The 20,858-nt window shown below is 66.2% G+C and carries 15 protein-coding genes; 9 read left to right on the top strand and 6 right to left on the bottom strand.

Annotated elements, in window-relative coordinates; all coding sequences use genetic code 11:
• Positions 1-423: 423 nt before the first annotated feature.
• The 3 genes from CAF53_RS16580 (at position 424) to CAF53_RS27110 (ending at position 3,545) form a co-directional block, all read left to right on the top strand.
• Positions 424-888: a YbaK/EbsC family protein gene (locus tag CAF53_RS16580; RefSeq protein ID WP_046764071.1), complete on the top strand. Its 465-nt coding sequence runs from the start codon at positions 424-426 to the stop codon at positions 886-888.
• 148 nt (positions 889-1,036) lie between these two features.
• On the top strand, positions 1,037-3,256 hold the full coding sequence (katG, locus tag CAF53_RS16575; protein ID WP_100238903.1) for a catalase/peroxidase HPI: 2,220 nt from the start codon (positions 1,037-1,039) through the stop codon (positions 3,254-3,256).
• Positions 3,257-3,386: 130 nt separating this feature from the next.
• Positions 3,387-3,545, top strand: a complete 159-nt coding sequence (locus CAF53_RS27110; protein WP_157801269.1) for a hypothetical protein — start codon at positions 3,387-3,389, stop codon at positions 3,543-3,545.
• A 14-nt stretch (positions 3,546-3,559) separates the two neighbouring features.
• Here CAF53_RS27110 and CAF53_RS16570 read toward each other — a convergent pair whose 3' ends face one another.
• The 4 genes from CAF53_RS16570 to CAF53_RS16555 are packed head-to-tail and all read right to left on the bottom strand — an operon-like array spanning position 3,560 to position 6,865.
• Positions 3,560-4,399 (bottom strand): DUF2182 domain-containing protein, encoded by an 840-nt coding sequence (locus tag CAF53_RS16570; RefSeq protein ID WP_100238902.1) that lies wholly within the window; start codon positions 4,397-4,399, stop codon positions 3,560-3,562.
• Positions 4,399-5,034: a DUF1326 domain-containing protein gene (locus tag CAF53_RS16565; protein WP_100238901.1), complete on the bottom strand. Its 636-nt coding sequence runs from the start codon at positions 5,032-5,034 to the stop codon at positions 4,399-4,401. The genes CAF53_RS16570 and CAF53_RS16565 overlap by 1 nt, the downstream gene beginning before the upstream one ends.
• 44 nt (positions 5,035-5,078) lie before the next feature.
• Positions 5,079-6,227: a sterol desaturase family protein gene (locus CAF53_RS16560; protein WP_100238900.1), complete on the bottom strand. Its 1,149-nt coding sequence runs from the start codon at positions 6,225-6,227 to the stop codon at positions 5,079-5,081.
• A gap of 26 nt (positions 6,228-6,253) precedes the next feature.
• A complete protein-coding gene (locus CAF53_RS16555; protein WP_100238899.1) occupies positions 6,254-6,865 on the bottom strand; it encodes a TetR/AcrR family transcriptional regulator in 612 nt (203 codons plus the stop codon).
• Between the two features lie 115 nt (positions 6,866-6,980).
• Here CAF53_RS16555 and CAF53_RS16550 point away from each other — a divergent pair, with 115 nt between their 5' ends.
• Both CAF53_RS16550 and CAF53_RS16545 read left to right on the top strand, forming a co-directional pair.
• Positions 6,981-9,929, top strand: a complete 2,949-nt coding sequence (locus CAF53_RS16550; protein WP_242443490.1) for a DUF2339 domain-containing protein — start codon at positions 6,981-6,983, stop codon at positions 9,927-9,929.
• Positions 9,930-9,953: 24 nt separating this feature from the next.
• Entirely contained in the window at positions 9,954-13,349 is a 3,396-nt protein-coding gene (locus CAF53_RS16545; protein ID WP_242443489.1) for an acyl-[ACP]--phospholipid O-acyltransferase, read from the top strand.
• 36 nt (positions 13,350-13,385) lie between these two features.
• Here the strand turns inward: CAF53_RS16545 and hutC are convergent, their stop codons facing one another.
• Together hutC and CAF53_RS16535 are read right to left on the bottom strand one after the other, a co-directional pair.
• Positions 13,386-14,108, bottom strand: a complete 723-nt coding sequence (gene hutC / locus CAF53_RS16540) for a histidine utilization repressor (protein ID WP_100238897.1) — start codon at positions 14,106-14,108, stop codon at positions 13,386-13,388.
• Positions 14,105-15,436 (bottom strand): formimidoylglutamate deiminase, encoded by a 1,332-nt coding sequence (locus CAF53_RS16535; protein ID WP_100238896.1) that lies wholly within the window; start codon positions 15,434-15,436, stop codon positions 14,105-14,107. The genes hutC and CAF53_RS16535 overlap by 4 nt, the downstream gene beginning before the upstream one ends.
• A gap of 80 nt (positions 15,437-15,516) precedes the next feature.
• Here CAF53_RS16535 and hutI point away from each other — a divergent pair, with 80 nt between their 5' ends.
• The 4 genes from hutI to hutU all read left to right on the top strand — a co-directional run bounded on the left by hutI (position 15,517) and on the right by hutU (position 20,808).
• Complete coding sequence (hutI, locus tag CAF53_RS16530; protein ID WP_100238895.1) at positions 15,517-16,704, top strand: imidazolonepropionase; 1,188 nt, start codon at positions 15,517-15,519, stop codon at positions 16,702-16,704.
• Entirely contained in the window at positions 16,701-18,233 is a 1,533-nt protein-coding gene (gene hutH, locus CAF53_RS16525) for a histidine ammonia-lyase (protein WP_100238894.1), read from the top strand. The genes hutI and hutH overlap by 4 nt, the downstream gene beginning before the upstream one ends.
• Positions 18,230-19,048: an N-formylglutamate deformylase gene (gene hutG / locus CAF53_RS16520; RefSeq protein ID WP_100238893.1), complete on the top strand. Its 819-nt coding sequence runs from the start codon at positions 18,230-18,232 to the stop codon at positions 19,046-19,048. The genes hutH and hutG overlap by 4 nt, the downstream gene beginning before the upstream one ends.
• Before the next feature lie 92 nt (positions 19,049-19,140).
• Positions 19,141-20,808 carry a urocanate hydratase gene (gene hutU, locus CAF53_RS16515; RefSeq protein WP_100238892.1) on the top strand — a complete coding sequence of 556 codons (1,668 nt, stop codon included), beginning with the start codon at positions 19,141-19,143 and terminating at the stop codon, positions 20,806-20,808.
• The last annotated feature ends 50 nt before the right edge of the window (positions 20,809-20,858 follow it).

Genomic DNA, 20,858 nt, shown 5'->3' with positions numbered 1-20,858 from the left:
GGCCAAACCCCACTGTCAAATGCCGGGACCAAGCATCTGGCGGCAACAGGCGGTGTCGGGTCCGGCTGTAACCGCCAGGGGCGAGCGTTGGTCGGGGCAGCCGGACCCAAAGATCATGCCAATCACGGCATGATGAAGCCGTCTCCCCGCGCAACGGCAACGACGCCATCATAACGCATACCCCCCGTCGCTGCATCTGCAATTTGGGGCGAGACCGTTGCCCGAAGGGACGAGGACGCGCCCTGTCCGCTCGGGTAATGCCCCCTTCCGCATTGGTTATCGGGCTGGAATCTGCTATCCCTTGATCATTGGATGGCATTGGCCAGATCCGCCCGCCCGCCCGCGTGTCGGCCCCTTGACCGGCACCCCGCCAGACGTCCGGCCGCCCATGCCCCCAAAAGCGGCGTGTGGATGGAGGATGTCATGGCGATTTCCGGAAAATTGCGCAGCTATATGGACCGCTGCGGCACGAGATTTGACGAGTTGATGCACGAACCCGCGGCCGAAATGGCGCGGGTGGCGCAGGCCGCCCACATTCCGGGCAAGCGGGTGGCCAAGGCGGTGCTGGTGCAGGCGGGCGACCAATATATGCTGGCCGTGCTGCCTGCCTCCAAGCATGTAAGCTTCAATTTCCTTCAGCAATGGCTTGCGCGCGACGTATCGCTGGCCGAGGAACACACCACCGCCGCGCTCTTCCCCGATTGCGAGCTGGGCGCTATTCCTCCGGTCGGCGCGGCCTACGGCCTCAAGACCATCCTCGACGACGATATGCTGAGCGACGGGGATGTCTGGTTCGAAGGGGGCGATCACAACACGCTCATTCACATGGATGCCGACAATTGGCGGCGCCTGCAAAAAGGGGCGGGGCATTTCGCCTTTGCGATCTGACGAAAGGGCATGAAGCGGTCCGCGCGAGCAGGCCGTTTCATGCAATAAATTCCACACTGTTATCGGAAAAATAACATGGCCCGGAGTGTTCACGCCCTGGCGGGCATCGTCTATCATCGTCGTAGGAGAAGCCGAAAGGAAATAGGCAATGGACGCAAAGACTAGTGATCCCCTGGGCTGTCCGATGAAGGAGCCGGCCGCGTTGCGATCCCTGCTGGGGCGGACCAATCGCGATTGGTGGCCCAATCAGCTCTCGCTCGACATCCTCCAGCAAAATGGCCTGTCCGGCAATCCGCTGGGCGACGATTTCGATTATGCCGCCGCGTTCAAGTCGATTGACTATGACGCGCTGAAGCAGGACCTGACGGCGCTCATGACCGACAGCCAGCCGTGGTGGCCGGCGGATTACGGGCATTATGGCCCCTTCTTCATCCGCATGGCCTGGCATTCGGCAGGCACCTATCGCACGGGCGATGGCCGCGGCGGCGCCTCTTCCGGTTCGCAGCGCTTCGCCCCGCTCAACAGTTGGCCGGACAATGCCAATCTGGACAAGGCACGGCGGTTGCTGTGGCCGATCAAGCAGAAATATGGCCAGAAGCTGAGCTGGGCTGATCTGATGATCCTGGCGGGCAATGTCGCCATCGAATCCATGGGCGGACCGGTCTTCGGCTTCGGCGGCGGCCGCGCCGACGTGTTCGAGCCGGAAAAGGACGTCTATTGGGGCACCGAAGAATTCTGGGTCGGCCAGGAAGGCAATGAGACCCGCATCCAGCCCGAAAAGAACATGGTGCTGGAAAGCCCGCTGGCCGCGATCCAGATGGGCCTCATCTACGTCAATCCCGAAGGGCCGGGCGGCAATCCCGACCCGCTGCAATCGGCGCGCGACATTCGCGAAACCTTCCTGCGCATGGGCATGAACGATGAGGAGACCGTTGCGCTGACCGCCGGCGGCCACACCTTCGGCAAGGCGCATGGCGCGGGCGACACGTCGAAGGTCGGCAAGGAGCCCGAGGGCGCGGACATCGCGCAACAAGGGCTGGGCTGGCAGAGCGGTTATGAAAGCGGCGTGGGCGATCATACCATCACCAGCGGCATCGAGGGCGCGTGGACGCCAACGCCCCGGACATGGGACCACAGCTTCTTCCACATGCTGCTCGATTATGAATATGAGCTGGTGAAAAGTCCTGCCGGCGCCAAGCAATGGCAGCCGGTGAACCAGAAGCCCGAGGATATGGCGCCGGGCGCGCACAGCCCGGACCGGCGCGTGCCGACGATGATGACCACTGCGGACATGGCGTTCAAGATGGACCCGGAATATCGCAAGATATCCGAGCGGTTCCGGGCCGATCCCACGGCGTTCGAGGACGCCTTCGCCCGCGCATGGTTCAAGCTGTGCCATCGCGACATGGGGCCCAAGGCGCGCTATCTCGGCCCCGAAGTCCCGGCCGAAGACCTGATCTGGCAGGACCCGATTCCGGCGGTCGACCATGCTCTGGTCGATGCAGCGGACGTCGCCTCGCTCAAGCAGAAGATAGGGGCATCGGGCCTCAGCGTGGCGGAGCTGGTGACGACGGCCTGGGCGTCGGCCTCGACCTATCGCGGGTCGGACCATCGCGGCGGCGCCAATGGCGGGCGCATCCGCCTCGCCCCGCAAAAGGACTGGGACGTGAACCAGCCGGAGCAGCTTTCCCGCGTCCTGTCGGCGCTGGAACGGATCAAGGCCGAGTTCGACGGCGCGGGCGCGAAGAAGATCTCGCTGGCCGACCTGATCGTACTGGCCGGATCGGCGGCGATCGAAAAGGCAGCGCAGGACCGCGGGCATGCCATAGAGGTGCCCTTCATCCCCGGCCGCACCGACGCCTCGCAGGAGCAGACGGACATCCAGAATTTCGAATGGCTGGAACCGAAGGTCGACGGTTTCCGCAACTATCTGCCCGTGCCGTTCAGCGTGCCGGTCGAGGAACTGCTGATCGACCGCGCCCAGTTGCTTAACCTGAGCGCGCCGGAAATGACGGTTCTGGTCGGCGGCCTGCGTGTGCTGGGCGCCAATCATGGCGGATCGCGGCATGGCGTGTTCACCGACAAGCCGGGCACGCTCAGCAACGATTTCTTCGTCAACCTGCTCGACATGGGCACGGCGTGGAAGGAGGTCGAAGGACAGAAGGACCTGTTCACCGCCACCGACCGCAAGACCAATGAACAGAAATGGACCGGCACGCGCGTCGATCTGGTATTCGGATCGAACTCGCAGCTTCGCGCTTTGGCGGAGGTCTATGCCGCCGCCGACGCGGGCGACAAGTTCGTGCACGACTTCGTCGCCGCCTGGACGAAGGTGATGAACGCCGACCGCTTCGACCTCGCGGCCTGAAGCTGCGCGGTGATGAAGGAGGCCGCTCTTTCTCGGAGCGGCCTCCGTCTTTTCGGCATAATCTTTCCGGTGAATTGAGGCGTGGCTCCATTCATGCGACAATGCGATCGTCGCCCTGCGGAGACTCGCCATGCACGATTATCTGAAGGATGCAGCGGATGCAGCGTCCCTTTCGGACGATGAGCTTCGCGCAATCAACCGCAATATGCGCGATCCGGCCAATCCGACCGACTTCGAACAGGCCGTGCTGGATGAAATGGAACGGCGGCATTTGCAGCCGGCACGGTGATTTTTCCGCGGCCGCTATCCGATCCCGCCTCGGGCCACGAGAAGCACCCCCAGCAGCATGCATGCCAGGCCTGCCGTCAGCGCAACCAGCCGTCCCCATGGCAACAGCTTTTCCAGCGCCACCAGCACCGTCAGCAGCGCGATCCACGCCAGGTTCATGATACCGCCCACGAACAGCAGCGCCATGAGCATCCAGCAGCAACCCACGCACCAGGCGCCGTGAATCATTCCCATGCGCAGCGCACCCATCCGGCCCGTCCGATAATGGCGGCTGAGAAATAGCGCGGGGTTGCGGCACTGGCGCAGGCAGGCGTCCTTCCAGGGACTGAGCTGATAGAGGCCCGCCGCCACCAGCAATCCGGCCGACAGCCAGCGGCTGGACGAGGCCATCGCCATCGGGGCGAACATGGCGGCTGCGCTCAGGCGCCATTGCGCCATCGTCACGAGCAGGGAGAACAGCCCCCAGGCCAGCAGATAACCCGCCAGGAAGCTCTCGGTCGCCGGACGCCGGGCCGGATCGCGATGTGCGACGACGCGAGCGTAGAGAAGGATCATCGGCGCGGCGGACGGCAGCATCATCGCCACCATCATCACCCACCACATGGCCAGCGTCAGCGCGAACCGGCCTGCCGACCAGGAGACATCGGCCGGCATGGTCATCGCCATCATCGGGTTCGGCATCGGGTCGGGCATCGAATCTTGCGGCGCCAGGCCGGAGGGCATGATCGATGCGGTCGGCGCCATGTCCATGCCCGCGCCCAGCAACAACCAACCCCAGGCCAGCAGGATCAGCGTGGCGAGCGCCACGATGGACAGGGTGCGATGCCGGGCAAGCATCGCCTCCACCTCAGACATTACCCGCCCCTGACGACGCCATGGCTGTCGAGATGGAGATAGGCGAACTGGCCGTAGCTCGACCGATGGGCGAGCTGCATTGGGTCGATCGACCGGCTGGCGCCCGATCCGACCTCCGCAACTTCATATTCGAAACCGTCGGGCAAGCGGATTTGGGCGCGGATTTCGGCGCCATTCACGGGGCTGCGGATCGGTTCGCCGTCCATTTCCAGATGACCGGCTATACGCAACCTGCCTTTGCGGCCTTCGATGTCGACCTCGAAATCCACCGGCACGAACAGCGGTTCGTGCATGGTGGTGATGGTGGAGGCGAAGACCGCGAACACCGTGGCAAAGGGATCGGTATCGCCCCCGGTCATGATGGTCAGCAGGGCGTTACGCTGCGCTTGGGTGGCCCGTTCGTCGACGAAGGCCACGCATTCGCCCTGTCCTTCATGGATCGGCCCCGGCCAGCGGAAGACGCCCGCTATGTTGAGGCCCGACAGGTCGGTGTCGCCATGATGGCCTTCATCGATGGCGATGCCGACGGCGGCCTGGCAATGCCCCTTGTCCGGCAAACCGCCGAACTGGCAGTTGCAGCCATATTCGCAATTGCAGTTGGCAAATTCCCGGCCCTTGAGTTTCCAGTAGACCATGGCGCGAGTCCCCCTTGCATGGGTGTGACGCGATCATAGCAGATTCAAAGGGCCGCGTCCTGCTTTCGACGGAAGGGATAGAGGAATTGCGCGCGATAGCCCTGGGGCACCTGTTCGGGCACGCCATAGCCGCCGGGCCACTGGCCGTCGGGCAGGTGATGAGTCCCGAACAGGCGGTCCAGAAAGGGGAAGTGGATCGCGAAATTCTTGTCGACCGCGACATCCTCTATCGCATGATGCCAATGGTGGAAGCGCGGGGTCGCGACGATGGCGCCCAGGCGGTTGAAATCGCCGCGCAGATTGGCGTGAAGCAGTGAGGAATAGATATAGACGAAGCCGATATAGGCCTGCATCACCAGGGGCGAGAAACCGAAGGTGAGCAGCGGCAGCGACGTCACGCCGCGCAGCGCGATGATCTCGAAGAAATGCATGCGCGCGCCCGCCAGCCAGTCCATCGCCTTTGCCGAATGATGTACCGCGTGGAACCCCCAGAGGAACGGTACGCGGTGGAAGGCGCGGTGGAACCAATATTGGACAAGATCGGTCAGCAGCACCACTTCCAGGAACTGGAGCGGCCAGGGCTGGCTGGCGACCAGGGCGCGGATGCCCGCGAGGCTGGTGGTGACCGCGTTGATATAGCCCGACGGCGCCAGCGCGAGGAAGGTGATGAGCTGTACCATCATCGAACTGATGAGATAATAGAAGAGATCCTCGCGCCATTCCTGGCGGAACAGGCGCTGCTGCGCCCTGTGGGGGAAGAGGCGCTCGATCGGCGCGAACATGAGGCCGGTGGCGACCATGTTGACGGCGAAGAAATCGACGCCGAAGAACACGCCCCAGTCATGGGTCTCGCTGGGCTGGACCTCCGCGCCGCCCAGCAGCGTGGCGAGCAAGGCAATGATGAGCGCGGTGGCGCCGATCGCCTTGCGCGGGCGAAGCAACAAACTCAGGAGCGCCAGCCCATAGCCGCCGATCAGCAGTGCGTGGACCAGCGGACGCAGGCCGCCCCATTGGTGCAACGCCGCCAGCTCGGGCGTCGCGAACCAGTCCGGCCAGCGCAACGCCATCACCAGGCAGAGCCCGGTGACGCTCAACAGCAGCGCGAAGAAGCCGGAGAACCATCCACTGCCCAGACGCCGCACCGCAAGCGGCGATTGCAGGTCGCGTTCCAGGCTTTCGAACCAGCTTGCCATGATGTTTTCCCCTGTAAGCGCCCTTATTACAGCTTTGCCCCCGCAGCCCTCAAGCTTTCCTTGACGCGGGCCGTGGCCATTTCGAGCGGGTCGGTTTCCCCCAGCAGGGCGAAGCTGCCGTTGAGCGCGAAGGTGCAATGGCCGTGAACCGTCGCCACCAGCGAGCGGGCAAGGCGCGGAGCGATGTCCCTCATATCGCAGGGCAGGACGGCGGCGACCTCGCGCACGACGATTTCGGTCAGGCCCGCGCGCTGCCCGGCATAATCCTGCGGCATGGGAATGCCGGGCGGCAGGCGGTGGTCGTAGATCGCCATCCAGATATGGGTGTTTTCCTGGGCAAAACTGAAATAGCCCTCCACCAGCGCGGCGATACGGTCTTGGGGGCGATCTTGCGGATTGCCGGCGAGCCCCTCCTCCAGCCAGGCCGCCCAGAGACGGAAGGTGCGGGTGTTGATGGCGATGATCAGCCGGTCGTAGCTGCCGAATATGTTATAGAGCGTGCCCACCGAATAACCGATCCGCTTGGCCACTTCGCGCGAGGAGAATTTGGCGAAGCCGGCTTCCGCCATGTGGCGGTGCCCTTCAGCGATGATCAATGCCTCCAGTTCTTCGCGGCTATGGTCGGAGCGTCTTCCCATGGGAGAAGCGATAGGACGCGAATTGAACGCTGTCTAATTATTTTATTGAACAGTGTATAATTTTGCGGTAGGCGATGGATCGTTCCGCAGGGATTCAGGGGTGCGACTCATGTTCATGGCGCTTGTTCTGCTGGTTTTCGGGGTGCTGCTGTTCGATATGCGCGGGCGGTTGAAGGCCGCCGAGCAGCGATTGGCGGTGCTGGAGGGCGGCGCGGCGCTTGCCCGTCCTGCCCTTGCACCGCAGCCGTTCGATGACGAGGTTCGACCATCCCGACCTGCCCCCTGGGACGAGGGGCGAAAGGATGATGGCAGCGATGCGGCGCAGGCGCGCGCATTGCGGCCCGCGGTGATCGTGGAGCGACGGGCCGTCGGCCTCGAACCCCCTCCCCCCGCGGCGCCGATCGACGAGCCCATGGCCGAACCGGCGGAACGGATCGAAGCGCCCCACCGCCCCTCTTTCAGCTTCGAAGATCTGTTCGGCCGCCGCCTGCCGATCTGGGCGGGTGGCGCGACACTGGCGGTCGCGGGCGTGCTGCTGGTCAAATATTCGATCGATGCGGGGCTGCTGTCGCCGCTGGTGCGGATCGTGATGGGCCTGTTGTTCGGCGGTGCCCTGATCGGCGGCGCGGAACTGGCGCTGCGCCAGGAAGAACGAGTACGCGATCCGCGCGTGCGGCAGGCGCTTTCCGGAGCAGGACTGGCGACGCTCTATGTTAGCATCCTGGCGGCGCATACGCTATACGGCCTGATCGGACCTGGTATCGCGTTTGCCGGGCTGGCGGGCGTGACCGGGCTGGCCATGGCGCTGTCGCTGCGTTTCGGGGCGCCGAGCGCGCTGCTGGGGCTGGTCGGCGGTTTGGCCGCGCCCGCGCTGGTCGAGGCGGGGCAACCCAATGTGCCGCTGCTCAGTTGCTATCTGGCTCTGGCGGTAGGCGGCCTTACCGTGCTGTCGCGGACGCAGCGGTGGATGTGGCTGGGCGTGAGCGCGCTGATCGGCGGGGCCGGTTGGGGCGCGATCATGCTCGCCATGGGCGCGCTGGATTGGGCCTCGTCGCTATCGGTCGGGCTGCTGGTGCTGATGTTGGGCGTGGGCCTGCCGCTATTCGCCTTTTCGGAAACGCGGGGCACGCTGCTGCGGGTCGGCGCGGCAATCGTGGCGGCGGCGCAGATGGCGGCGCTGGTGGCGGCCGGGGGCTTTGGCCTGTTGCAATGGGGATTGTTCGGATTGCTTTCGGTGGCGCTGGTCTGGCTGGGCCGGGAGGCGGCTTTGCGGCCTCTGGCAGCGGTCGGCGCGGGCGTCGCCTTGTTGCTGGCGGCGGTGTGGCCCGATCCGGAAATGGGGCGCTTCACGCTCGTCCTGCCGGGAATGGTGGCGATCTATGGCGGGACGGCGATCTGGCGGGTCTGGCGCGTGGGCGGGCTGGTCGAGGCCGGGCAGATCGCCGGGCTGGCTCTCGGCGGGTTCTTCCTGGGACTGGGGCATTTCTGGCGCGCCGGACTGGACGGGGAATTTGCCCTGCTGGCGCTGGCGGCGGCGGCATTGCCGGGGGTGGCGATGGCTTTAGGATGGCGTTGCAAAGGGCGACGGAACAATGCTCGCTTCGTGACACTGGCAAGCGCCGGAGCATTGTTGCTGGTCATCGCGGGTGGTTTGGGGCTGGCCGACTGGATGTTGCCGGTCGTAGTCGCGGCGGTGACGGCGGGGCTGCTCGTCCTCTCTGAACGGGCGCAGGACCCGCGTGTCGAATGGAGCGGCTGGGCCTTTGCCTTTGCGGCGGTCGTGCTGCTCGCCGGATCGGCGGAGATGGCGCGGCTGTGGGGCCAGACGGGTACGAATCTACCGGCGCAGGGCGTTCTGCGCTGGGGTGCGGTGGCGGCGATGGCGGCGCTGTTTGCGTGGCGGGCGAAATTTGCCGAAGGTCGGATGGTCGCGCAGGGCGTGGCCGTGCTGCTGGCCTATGGCGCGGTGGCGCAGGTCGTGCCCAGACTTTGGTTGGCGGTCGCGGCCGCCCTGGGACTGGCCGCTCTGGCGGAGGGTGCGCGGCGGTTGGCGGTAGGGCGGATGCTGCCGGGGCAGGCGGTGGCAGCGTTGCTCGTGCTGCTGTGGGCCTGCTGGCCGATGGGGATGTGGCTGGGCCGCGCGCTGCTTTCGCTGACGGCAGAGCCCATGCTGGTCCGCGATTTGCCCGCGCCGGGAGCGGTATTGCAGCGGCTGGCCCTGCCAGCGCTGTTGCTGGGCCTTGCCCTGTGGCGTGCCGGTGGAGCGGTCGGGCCATGGGCCCGGCGGGGTGGCTGGATCATGGCGGGCGTCATGGCCGGTGTCGCCGTGCATATCGGCTATAAGCAGCTTTTCGGGCTGACAGGCCCCGCCGACGTAACGCGCCTCGCCCTGGCGGAGCGGACGGTTTGGGAGGCTTTGCTGATCGGAGCGGGGCTCGCGTTCCAGCGGTGGGATCAACAGGGCGTTCGCCTCCCCTTCCCGCTGGCGACATGGCAGCCTCTGGGACTTGCAGCCGTCACCACGGGACTGGCGCATATGCTGGTCTATACGGTGGTGCTGCACGATCCGCTATGGTTCCCACAACAGGTCGGAAGCCTGCCGCTGGCCAATCTGCTGCCGCCTGCCTTCGGTTTGGCCTTTGTCGCGATCCTGGTGATGGAGCGGAGCTGGCAATGGGCAAAGCGACCCGCGGATATGCTCCGCATGGGACTGATCGCCTGGTTCGGACTGGCGATGCTGCGGCAGATATTCGTCGGGTCCTTGCTGACCGTACCCGGGCTTGGCCAGGCGGAGGATATATTGCGGTCGGTGCTGGCGCTGGGCCTCGCGATCGGCTTCCTGCTCTGGGGCATTCGCAAACGGGCGCGGGATTGGCGGATCGCCTCGCTGCTGTTGATGCTCGCGGCAGTAGCCAAGGTGTTTCTGTTCGATGCCTCCGGCCTCACCGGCTTGCTTCGGATCGCCTCTTTCCTGGCATTGGGGTTCAGCCTGATCGGGATCGGATGGCTTTACAATCGCGTGTTGCGGGAACCGGTTAACAACTCCGCGACGATTGCTGCATAATGCGTGAAGGACGGGGGTAAGAATATGTCCGCACCTGATCTGTCTCTGCTGGGTAAACGCCGTTTCGCGCCGCTGTTCGTGGTGCAGTTCCTGGGCGCGTTCAACGACAATCTGTTGAAGTTCGCGCTGCTGTTCCTCGCCAATTTCGGTCTCTATCGGGCCGAACCGGACAAGGCGGAGATGCTGGCGACGATCGCCACGGGCCTCTTCATCCTGCCCTATTTCCTCTTTTCCGCGCTGGCGGGCCAGTTGGCCGATGCGTGGGACAAAGCAAAGCTGGTGCGGGCGGTGAAGGCGGCGGAGGTCGTCATCATGGTGCTTGCCGTCACGGGTTTCTGGCTGGCATCGGTGCCGGTGCTGCTGTCCTGCCTGTTCCTGATGGGGCTGCATTCGACGATCTTCGGGCCGGTCAAATTCTCCATCCTGCCGCAGCATCTGCGGCCGGAGGAGATCATGGGCGGGACCGGACTGATCGAGGCGGGGACTTTCCTGGCGATCCTGAGCGGGCAGTTGCTGGCGGGCGTGATCCCACCCTGGGAAGCGGGGCTGGTGGCGGTGGGGTTGGCGACGCTCGGCTTCCTCTCCAGCCTGGCCGTGCCGTCCGCGCCCACTGTGGTGCCGGGCCTCAGGATCGAGCGCAATGTGTTCAGGAGCACCTGGCATATCCTGAAAGCCGCGCGGCATGGGCGCGGGGTGTGGCTGTCGATACTGGGGATCAGTTGGTTCTTTGCCGTGGGCGCCGTGCTGCTGGCCGAGTTCGCGCCGCTGGTGAGCGGGGTATTGAAGGCGAAACAGGAGGTCGCGACGCTGTTCCTGCTGATCTTCTCGATCAGCGTGGCGCTGGGATCGATGCTGGTGAACCGGCTGCTCGGCGGCCATGTGTCCGCGCGCTTCGTACCGGTGTCGGCGCTGGCGCTGTCGGGGTTCATGATCGACCTGTGGCTGTCGACCAGCCTCTATGCGCCAGTGCATCAAGGCGCGGGCATAGCGGAATTCATCGGCTCGCCGGGAAGCTGGCGGATCATGCTCGATCTTACCGGCATCGCCTTTGCGGGTGGGATGTTCGTGGTGCCGCTTTATGCCATCCTCCAGACCCACAGTCCGCGCGAGGAACGATCCCGCACCATCGCCGCCAACAATATCGTCAATGCGGCGGTCGCCGTCGCAGTGGTGAGCGCGATGACGGCGATGCTGGCGCAAGGGACCAGCGTGCCGGGCGTGATCGGCGCGATGGGCTTTGCGACGCTGGTGGTGGCCTTGATCAGTTGCTGGCTGCTGCCCGAAACGGTGATCAAGGCGATCGTGCGCGGCCTGCTGAAGCTCTGCTACCGGGTGGAGGTGCATGGGAGCGAGAACATGCCCGGCGTCGGGGAACCGGCGGTCGTGGTGGTGAACCATGTGTCGTTCCTTGACGGGCTGCTGCTGGCGGCGTTCCTGCCGGGCAAGCCAACCTTTGCGGTGCATACGCGGATCGCCAGAGCCTGGTGGGTGAAGCCTTTCCTGCCGCTGTTCGACGCTTTCCCGGTCGATCCGACCAATCCGCTGGCGGCCAAGGCGATGGTGAAGGCGGTGCGCGAGGGGCGGACGCTGGTGATCTTTCCGGAAGGGCGGATCACCGTCACCGGCGCGCTGATGAAGGTGTTCGACGGCCCCGGTATGGTCGCGGACAAGGCCGACGCGCCGATCATTCCCGTGCGCATCGACGGCGCGCAGTTCACCCCCTTCTCCCGCCTCAAGGGCAAGGTGCGGTTGCGGCGTTTTCCCAAGATCACGCTCACTGTGCTGGAGCCGCGCCGCTTTGCCATAGAGGGCGAAATGACGGCGCGGGCGCGGCGGGCGATCGCCGGGCGGCGGCTCTATGACGAAATGAGCCAGATGATGTTCGCCACGTCGGACACGGACCGGACCCTGTTCGAGGCGCTGCTGGAGGCGCGGCACCTCCATGGCGCGGGCGCGCCGGTGGTCGAGGATGTGAAGCGCGAGCCGCTGAGTTACGGGCGGCTGGTGACGGGCGCGCTGGTGCTGGGGCGGGTGCTGAGACGATCGACGCGGCAGGGGGAAGCGGTCGGCGTGCTGTTGCCCAATGTCGCGGGGGTGGCTGTGACCTTCTTCGCGCTTCAGGCGGGTGGACGCGTCCCGGCGATGCTGAACTTCACGGCGGGGCTGGCCAATCTCAAGGCCGCCTGCGCGGCGGCGGAGATCAGGACCATCGTGACCGCGCGGGCGTTTGTCGATCAGGGGAAGCTTGGCGATGTCGTCGCTGGGCTGGAGACGGAGGGTATCGCTTTCCTCTGGCTCGAGGATATAGCGGCGGGCATCGGGACCCGCGCAAAGCTGCGCGGCCTGATCGCAAGCCGATGGGCCGGGCGGACCCATGGGAAGCTTAAGGTTTCGCCGGATGATGCGGCGGTCATCCTCTTCACCTCGGGGTCGGAAGGACTGCCCAAGGGGGTGGTGCTGACGCATCGCAACCTCCTCTCCAATTGCCGGCAGTTGGCGGCGCGGATCGACTTCAATTCCGCCGACGTGGTGCTGAATGCCCTGCCCGTGTTCCATAGCTTCGGGCTGACGGGTGGGACTTTGCTGCCGATCTTCCATGGGGTGCGGACGCTGCTCTATCCCAGCCCGCTCCATTACCGGATCGTGCCCGCGCTCGCCTATGACGCCAATGCGACGATCCTGTTTGGGACCGACACCTTCCTGTCGGGCTATGCGCGGATGGCGCATGGCTACGACTTCTATTCGCTGCGCTACATCTTCGCCGGGGCGGAGCGGGTGCGGGATGAAACGCGCAAACTCTATGCCGAGAAGTTCGGGCTCCGCATCCTGGAGGGCTATGGCGCGACCGAGGCTGGGCCGGTCATCGCGGTCAACACCCCGATGCATTTCAAGGCGGGTTCGGTCGGACGGCTGCTGCCGGGGATCGAGGCGCGGCTGGACGATGTACCGGGGATCAGCGAGGGCGGGCGGCTTTCCATCCGGGGGCCGAATATCATGGCGGGCTATATGAAGGCCGATGCACCGGGCGTGCTGCAACCGCCGGAGGGGGGCTGGCACGATACCGGCGATATCGTGACCATCGACGAGCAGGGCTTCGTGACGATCCGGGGGCGGGCGAAGCGCTTTGCCAAGATCGGCGGCGAGATGATCTCCCTGCCCGCGGTGGAGGGCTATGCCTCGGCGGTCTGGCCGGACGCCGAACATGCGGTGGTGACGCGACCCGATGCGCGCAAGGGGGAACAACTGGTGCTGTTCACGACCGCAAGGGACGCGAAGGCGGCGGCGTTGCAGGCCTGGGGCAAGGCCCATGGGGTGGCGGAACTGGCCCTGCCGCGCGAGATCAGGGTGCTGGATGCGCTGCCGTTGCTGGGGACAGGGAAGACGGACTATGCGTCGATGACGCAGATGGCGGCGGGTTAGGGTGACGGCGAAGGGCCGCCCTTCCATCCTCTCCCGTCACGCATGGAAATGGGCGGTCAGCGCGTAGCGGTCGCCGGGGTAGAGTTGGCGTGCATAGGTGATGCGTTCGTCGTCGCGCCCCGCGCCGATCCAGGTCCAGCGTTCCAGGGCGATGCAGGCGGCGTTTTCCGGGACGTGGAGGCTTTGCGCCGTCGCCGGGTCGGCGTTGATCGCGGTGATGCGGTGTTCCGCCTCGGTCCAGGGAACATGGGCGAGCAGCCAGGAACCGGGCGGCTGCGTGGAGAAATCGACCTCCGCCGCTTCGGGGACGGCGGCGAGGTTGATGAGGCGGTGTTCCAGCGCATAGGGCAGATCATCCGCGAAATGGCGGCATTCGATGGCGAGCAGGTCGCCGGATGAGACGCGGAGCAGCGCCTTGTCCGCTTCTGTGGCCTTGCGGCGGTCGCGGCTGAGAAGATCGAGGCGGTAAGCGAGGCCCTGCCCCTCCACTTCGGCGCGGATGTCGGGGATTTCGAGCGCGGCGCGGTGGAAGCGCGGGGCAGCGACGAAGGTGCCCGCGCGCTTGCGGCTTTCCAGCAGGCCCGATTGCACCAGCGAGCGCAGCGCCTTGTTCACTGTCATGCGCGAGCAGCCATAGGCCTCCATCCACTCATGTTCATAAGGGATGCGGTGGCCGGGGCGCCATTGGCCCGACATGATGCGGCTTTCGATGTCGCGGCGGATGCGGGCATGGAGCGCGTCGGAGATCGGGCGGGTCAAGCGAGCAGGGCTTTCAGCAGTTTGACATAGCGCGCCTCTATGACCGGGCGGGCGTGGTGGAGGCCTGCGCTAACGCGCTTCACGCCCGCGCACCAGACCGTATCGATGGGAGCGCGGGCGAAGATCCAGCTATCGAGCAGGCTGTCGCCGCCACGGGCGGCGATGGCGGGATCGTCGCGGCGGAGGGTGACGATGTCGGCGCGGGCACCCTTCGCAAGCGCGGCCGGGGGATGACCGAGAGACTGGGCGCCCTGGTACGCGGCCTGGGTGAGGCTGGCGCCGGTCGACTGATCGGGGCCTGAGGCCAGGAGGTTGCGGCCCTTGTCGCTCAGGCGCTGGCCATATTCGAGGAGACGCAGTTCGGCGGCGGCATCGATTTCGACGTTGGAATCGGAACCTATGCCGATCCGGCCGCCTTGGGCGAGGAAGGCGCGGGCGGGGAACAGACCGTCGCCCAGATTGGCTTCGGTGATCGGGCAGAGGCCGACGGTGGCGCCGCTTCGGGCGATGGCGGCGCATTCCGCCTCCGTGACATGGGTGGCGTGGACGAGGCACCAGCGGTCGTCGACCGGCGCATGGGTCATGAGCCAGTCGACCGGACGCTGGCCGCTCCAGGCGAGGCAGGCTTCGACTTCGGCAAGCTGTTCGGCAATGTGGATGTGGACCGGGCCATCGGGCGCGAGGCCGGTGATGGCGGCCAGTTCCTGAGGCGTGACGGCGCGCAGGCTGTGGGGGGCGACGCCCAGGGTCGCGTCGACGGGCGTCAGGGATTCCATCAGGCGGGCGAAGCTGTCGGGATTGTGGAGGAAACGGCGTTGGCCTGGCGTCGGGGATGCGCCGCCGAAATGGGAGTGGGCGTAGAAGACCGGGAGAAGGGTCAGGGCGATGCCGGTGTCGTGGGCGGCCTGGACTATGGCCTGCGCCATGGCGGCGGGGTCGGCATAGGGCACGCCTGTCGGATCGTGGTGGAGATAGTGGAACTCCCCGACGCTGGTGAAGCCGCCTTCCAGCATTTCGGCATAGGCGAGCGCGGCGATGGCGTGCAGCCCTTCGGGGTCGAGGCGGTCGACGAAGCGGTACATCGCCTCGCGCCAGGTCCAGAAGCTGTCCTTGCCCTGCCCTGCCCGTTCGGTGAGGCCGGCCATGGCGCGCTGGAAGGCGTGGCTGTGGACATTGGGAAGACCGGCGAAGGCGGGGCCGTGACGTTCGTCCTCGGGTTCGGGGGCGACTCCATGAACGATCCCGTCAATTGAACGGCCTTTCAGAATCAGGCGGACGCCGGAGCGCCAGCCTTCGGGGAGGAGGGCCTGTTCGAACCAGAGTGCCATTCAACTTCCCCTCTCTGGACAATGGCGATGGGCTGCATTTAAGTATATACATTATTGAGTCGATGCCAGTGGGAAATAGGATGAGCCTGACCTGCGACAGAGTTTGGACCCATGCGCGGATCGCGACGATGCGGGGCGACCTGCGCGTGATCGAGCATGGCGCAGTGGGGGCGTCGGGCGGTGTCATCCGCTTTGTCGGGGAGGCCGGAGACGCGCCAGAGGCGGCAGAGGTGATCGATTGCGGCGGGCAGTGGATCACGCCGGGCCTGATCGATTGCCATACCCATCTGGTGCATGGCGGCGACCGGGCGGCCGAGTTCGAGATGCGGCTGGCCGGGGCGAGTTACGAGGAGATAGCGCGGGCTGGCGGCGGCATCCTTTCCACCATGCGGGCGACGCGGGCGGCGAGCGAGGATGAACTGGTCGCGAGCGCCCTGCCCCGGCTGGACGCGCTGATCGCGGAGGGCGTCACCACGGTCGAGGTGAAGTCGGGCTATGGGCTGGACCCGGCCCATGAGATGAAGATGCTGCGGGCGGCGCGGCGGCTGGGGGAAGAGCGGGCGGTGTCGGTGGCAGCGACTTTTCTGGGCGCGCATGCGCTGCCGCCGGAATATGCGGGCGATGCGGACGGCTATGTCGATATGCTGATCGAGGCCCTGCCCGAAATGGCGCCGCTGGCCGATGCGGTGGACGGCTTTTGCGAGGGGATCGGATTTTCCCCGGCACAGATCGGGCGGCTGTTCGCGGCGGCGCGGCGGCTGGGGCTGCCGGTGAAGCTGCATGCCGAGCAATTGTCCAACCTGCATGGCGCGGAACTGGCGGCGCGGCATGGCGCCCTGTCGGCGGATCATCTGGAGCATCTGGACGAGGCGGGCGTCGCCGCCATGGCGGGCGCGGGCACGGTGGCGGTGCTGTTGCCGGGCGCCTTCTATTTCATGCGCGACAAACATGTGCCGCCGGTCGAGGCATTGCGGCGCGCCGGGGTGCCGATGGCGGTCGCGACCGACTGCAATCCGGGGACGTCGCCGCTCACCTCCCTGCTGCTGGCGATGAACATGGCGGCGACGCTGTTCGGGCTGACGGTGGAGGAATGTCTGGCGGGGGTGACGCGGCATGCGGCGCGGGCGCTGGGGCTGAGTGACCGGCTGGGCACGCTGGAGGTCGGCAAGAGTTGCGACCTGGCGATCTGGGACATCGGGCGGCCCGCCGAACTGGTCTATCGCATGGGGTATAATCCGCTCCATGCCCGCGTGTGGAGAGGACAATGACGGAAGTGACGCTCGTTCCGGGCGAGGTTTCGCTGGGCCAGTGGCAGGCGATCCATGCGGGCGCGGCGGTGCGGCTGGACCCGGCGTGCGCGCCCCGCATCGCGGCAGGGGCGGCGGCGGTCGAGCGCATATTGGCGCGGCATGAGCCGGTCTACGGCATCAATACCGGTTTCGGGAAGCTGGCGAGCGTGAAGATCGGCGACGACGATCTGGCGACGTTGCAGCGTAATATCGTGCTGAGCCATGCGGCGGGGACCGGCGCCCCCTCCCCCGTGCCGGTGGTGCGGTTGATGATGGCGCTGAAGCTGGCCAGCCTGGCGCAGGGGGCATCGGGCATCCGGCCGCAGACCGTCGCGTTGCTGGAGGCGATGCTGGCGCGCGGGCTGACCCCGGTGGTGCCCGCGCAGGGTTCAGTGGGGGCGAGCGGCGATCTGGCGCCGCTGGCGCATATGACCGCCGCGATGATCGGGGTGGGCGAGATATTGGTGGGCGAAGAGCGCCTGCCCGCCATGGACGCCCTGGCGCGGGCCGGGCTGGAACCGGCGGTGCTGGGGCCGAAGGAAGGGCTGGCACTGCTCAACGGCACGCAATTTTCGACCGCGCATGCGCTGGCGGGGTTGTTCGGGGCGGACCGGCTGTTCCGCACGGCTTTGGTCACGGGGGCGCTGTCGACCGAGGCGGCCAAGGGGACCGACGCCCCCTTCGATCCGCGCATCCACAGGCTGCGGCGGCATGCCGGGCAGATCGCGGTCGGGGAAGCGCTGGCCAGCCTGATGGCGGGATCGGCCATTCGCGCCTCGCACCGGGCGGACGATCCGCGGGTGCAGGACCCCTATTGCCTGCGCTGCCAGCCGCAGGTGATGGGCGCGGCGCTGGACGTGATGCGTGCCGCCGCCGCGATGCTGGAGACGGAGGCCAATGGGGTTTCGGACAATCCGCTGATCTTCGCGGAGACGGACGAGGCTTTGTCGGGCGGCAATTTCCATGCAGAGCCGGTGGCCTTTGCCGCCGACATGATCGCCATGGCGGTCTGCGAGATCGGGTCGATCGCGGAGCGGCGGATCGCGATGCTGGTCGATCCGGCCTTGTCGGGGCTGCCGGCCTTTCTGACGCCCCGGCCGGGGTTGAATTCGGGCTTCATGATCCCGCAGGTGACGGCGGCGGCGCTGGTGAGCGAGAACAAGCAGCGGGCCTTTCCGGCCAGCGTCGATTCCATCCCGACATCGGCCAATCAGGAGGATCATGTGTCCATGGCGGCGCATGGCGCGCGGCGATTGGCGGAGATGGTGGAGAATGCGCTGGCCGTGATCGGCATCGAGTTGCTGGCGGCGGCGCAGGGGTGCGATTTCCATGGCCCCCTGACCTCTTCCGAAGCGTTGGAGCGGGTGCGGGCGCGGCTGCGCGCGCAGGTGCCGCATCTGGAGGAGGACCGGCATTTCCATCCGGATATGGAGATCGCCCATCGGCTGGTGCGGGAAGGCGCGGTGATGGAGGCGGCGGGGCTGGCCCTGCCGGGTGTGCTGTCATGAACTGGCTGGAGGTTATTCAGGGCGAGGCGCCACTGGTGCTGGCCCTGCCGCATACGGGGACCGATCTGGCGGATGTGGAGCGTGATTTCCGTTCGCCCGCGCTGGCGCGGCGGGATGCGGACTGGTGGGTGGACCGGCTCTATGGCTTTGCCCATGATCTGGGCGCGACGGTGGTGCGGTCGACGATTTCGCGCAGCGTCGTCGATGTGAACCGCGATCCGTCGGGCGCTTCGCTCTATCCGGGTCAGGTGACGACGGAGCTTTGCCCGACGGCGACCTTCGACGGGGAGCCGCTCTATCCGGGCGCGGGGCCGGATGAGGCGGAGATCATCCGGCGGGTCGATCGCTGGTTCGTGCCCTATCATGCGGCGCTGGCCGGGGAGATTGCGCGGCTGCGGGTGCGGCATGGCCGAGTGGTGCTGTATGACGCGCATTCGATCCGCAGCCATGTGCCCCGGCTGTTCGGAGGAGAATTGCCGGTTTTCAATATCGGCACCTTCGGCGGGGTGAGCTGTTCGCCCGCGCTCTCCACGGCGGTGCAGGGGATTTGCGCGGGCAGCGGGCAGAGCCATGTGCTGAACGGGCGCTTCAAGGGCGGGTGGACGACGCGCAATTATGGCGAGCCGGACAAGGGCGTCCATGCGATCCAGATGGAATTGGCGATGCGGGGCTATCTGGACGAGCCGGATGGGCCTGATGCGCTGGACGAGGCGCATTGGCCGCCGGTTTACGATGATGCGCGGGCGGCAGGGATGGTCGCGGTGCTGCGCGATGTTCTGGATTGCTGCATCCGGTTTGCCGAGAGCGGCGGGTGAAATCTTTCCGGTGCGATGGCGCCTCACCCTTCCGCCGCGCTTGCGCGGCTCCCTCCCTCTCCCGGTGGGAGAGGGAATCAGGAGGAAATCCCATGACCCGTATCGATAATAGCCGCGTCATTCGGCCTGCCACCGGCATGGAACTGAGCGCGAAAAGCTGGCTGACCGAGGCGCCGCTGCGGATGCTGATGAACAATCTGCATCCCGATGTGGCGGAACGGCCCGAGGAGCTGGTCGTCTATGGCGGGATCGGGCGGGCGGCGCGGGACTGGGAAAGCTATGACCGGATCGTCGAGACGCTGAAACGGCTGGAGGACGACCAGACGCTGCTGGTGCAATCGGGCAAGCCCGTCGGGGTGTTCCGGACGCATGCCGATGCGCCACGGGTGCTGATCGCCAATTCGAACCTGGTGCCGCATTGGGCGACCTGGGAACATTTCAACGAACTCGATAAGCGTGGCCTCGCCATGTACGGGCAGATGACGGCGGGATCGTGGATCTATATCGGCACGCAGGGGATCGTGCAGGGGACATACGAAACCTTCGTCGAGATGGGGCGGCAGCATCATGGCGGCGACCTGTCGGGCAAATGGCTGCTGACGGCGGGGCTGGGCGGCATGGGCGGAGCGCAGCCTCTGGCCGCCGTGATGGCGGGGGCATCCTGTCTGGCGGTGGAGTGTCAGCCGAGCCGGATCGAGATGCGGTTGCGGACGGGCTATCTGGATGTGGCGGCTTCGTCGGTGGACGAGGCCCTGGCGGTCATCGGGAAGAGCTGTGCGGAGCGGAAGCCGGTTTCGGTCGGCCTGCTGGGCAATGCGGCGGAGGTTCTGCCGGAACTGTACCGGCGGGGGGTGCGGCCGGACCTTTTGACCGACCAGACCAGCGCGCATGATCCGGTGAACGGATACCTGCCGATCGGCTGGAGCGTGGCCGAGTGGATCGAGCGGCGGGAGCGGGAGCCGGAAGCGGTCGCGAAAGCCGCGAAGGCGAGCATGGCGGTGCATGTGCGGGCGATGCTGGATTTTCAGGCGGCGGGCGTGCCGACCACCGACTATGGCAATAATATCCGGCAGATGGCGAGGGATGAGGGCGTGGAGAACGCCTTCGATTTTCCGGGGTTCGTGCCGGCCTATATCAGGCCGCTGTTCTGCCGGGGGATCGGGCCGTTCCGCTGGGCGGCGCTGTCGGGCGATCCGGAGGACATCTATCGCACCGACGCCAGGGTGAAGGAGTTGCTGCCCGATGACGCGCATCTGCATCAGTGGCTGGACATGGCGCGGGAGCGGATTCGGTTTCAGGGGCTGCCGGCGCGGATCTGCTGGGTGGGATTGGGGGACCGGCACCGGCTGGGGCTCGCCTTCAACGAGATGGTGGCGAAAGGGGAATTGAAGGCGCCGGTGGTGATCGGGCGCGATCATCTGGATTCAGGATCGGTCGCCTCGCCCAATCGGGAGACGGAGGTGATGATGGACGGCAGCGATGCGGTGTCCGACTGGCCGTTGCTCAATGCGCTGCTGAATACCGCTTCGGGGGCGACATGGGTGTCGCTGCATCATGGCGGGGGCGTGGGCATGGGCTATTCCCAGCATAGCGGCATGGTGATCGTCGCGGACGGGACGGAGGCGGCGGCGCGGCGGCTGGAACGGGTGCTGTGGAACGATCCGGCGACCGGGGTGATGCGGCATGCGGATGCGGGCTATGACATTGCGCGGGATTGCGCGCGGGCGAAGGGGCTGGATCTGCCGGGCATATTGGGATGAGATCATTTCATATTTACGAGTGATGTGATCATTCTGTTTCATCGATGGGC

Source organism: Sphingobium sp. LB126, from assembly GCF_002795205.1.
In the GTDB taxonomy this organism is placed as follows: domain Bacteria; phylum Pseudomonadota; class Alphaproteobacteria; order Sphingomonadales; family Sphingomonadaceae; genus Sphingobium; species Sphingobium chungbukense.
This window is presented reverse-complemented; position numbering and strand designations above follow the sequence as displayed.